Consider the following 749-nt stretch of genomic DNA (forward strand, 5'->3'; position numbering starts at 1 on the left):
AGACCCTGGGCCGCAAGATCCAGGAACTGAAGATCGCCATCAAGCTGGAGGAGGACCTGACCAAGGACCAGATCCTCACCAACTACCTCAACATCACCTACTACGGGAACGGCGCCTACGGTGTCGAGGCCGCCTCCCAGCGGTACTTCGGCAAGAGCAACAAGGACCTCACCGTCGCCGAGGCCGCCACCTTGGCGGGACTGGTGCAGAACCCGTCCCAGTACGACCCCAAGGCGCACCCGCAGGCCTCGCTCAACCGGCGCAACACCGTGCTCGACAAGATGCTGGAGAACGGCCACATCACGGCCGACCAGGCCCAGGAGGCCAAGGCCGCGCCGCTGGGCCTGAACTACAAGGAGCCGCAGAACGGCTGCATCACCGCCAAGGCGGGCATGGGCTTCTTCTGCGACTACGTCCGGCACGTGGTCAAGCAGGACCCGGTCTTCGGCGCCACCGCCGCCGAACGCAAGAAGCTCTGGGACCAGGGCGGCCTGAACATCCGCACCACCCTCGACCCGGACAAGCAGGCCGCCGCCCAGAACGCGGTCAGCTCCAACGTGCGGGTCACCGACCCGGTGTCGGCCGCCGCCAGCATGGTCGAGCCCGGCACCGGCAAGATCCTGGCGATGGCCCAGACCCGCCCGTACGGCCTCTCCGAGAGCAAGAACCAGACCGTCGTCAACTTCAACGTCGACGTGGCGATGGGCGGCGGCAACGGCTTCCAGCCCGGCTCCACCTTCAAGCCGATC

At 66.9% G+C, this 749-nt stretch carries 1 protein-coding gene; it reads left to right on the top strand.

The features are described 5' to 3' along the window. A partial coding sequence (locus tag VR45_RS39905; protein WP_045944873.1) for a transglycosylase domain-containing protein occupies nucleotides 1–749 on the top strand: 749 nt, incomplete at both ends.

It is taken from the genome of Streptomyces sp. NRRL S-495 (assembly GCF_000966955.1).
GTDB classification, from domain to species: domain Bacteria; phylum Actinomycetota; class Actinomycetes; order Streptomycetales; family Streptomycetaceae; genus Kitasatospora; species Kitasatospora purpeofusca.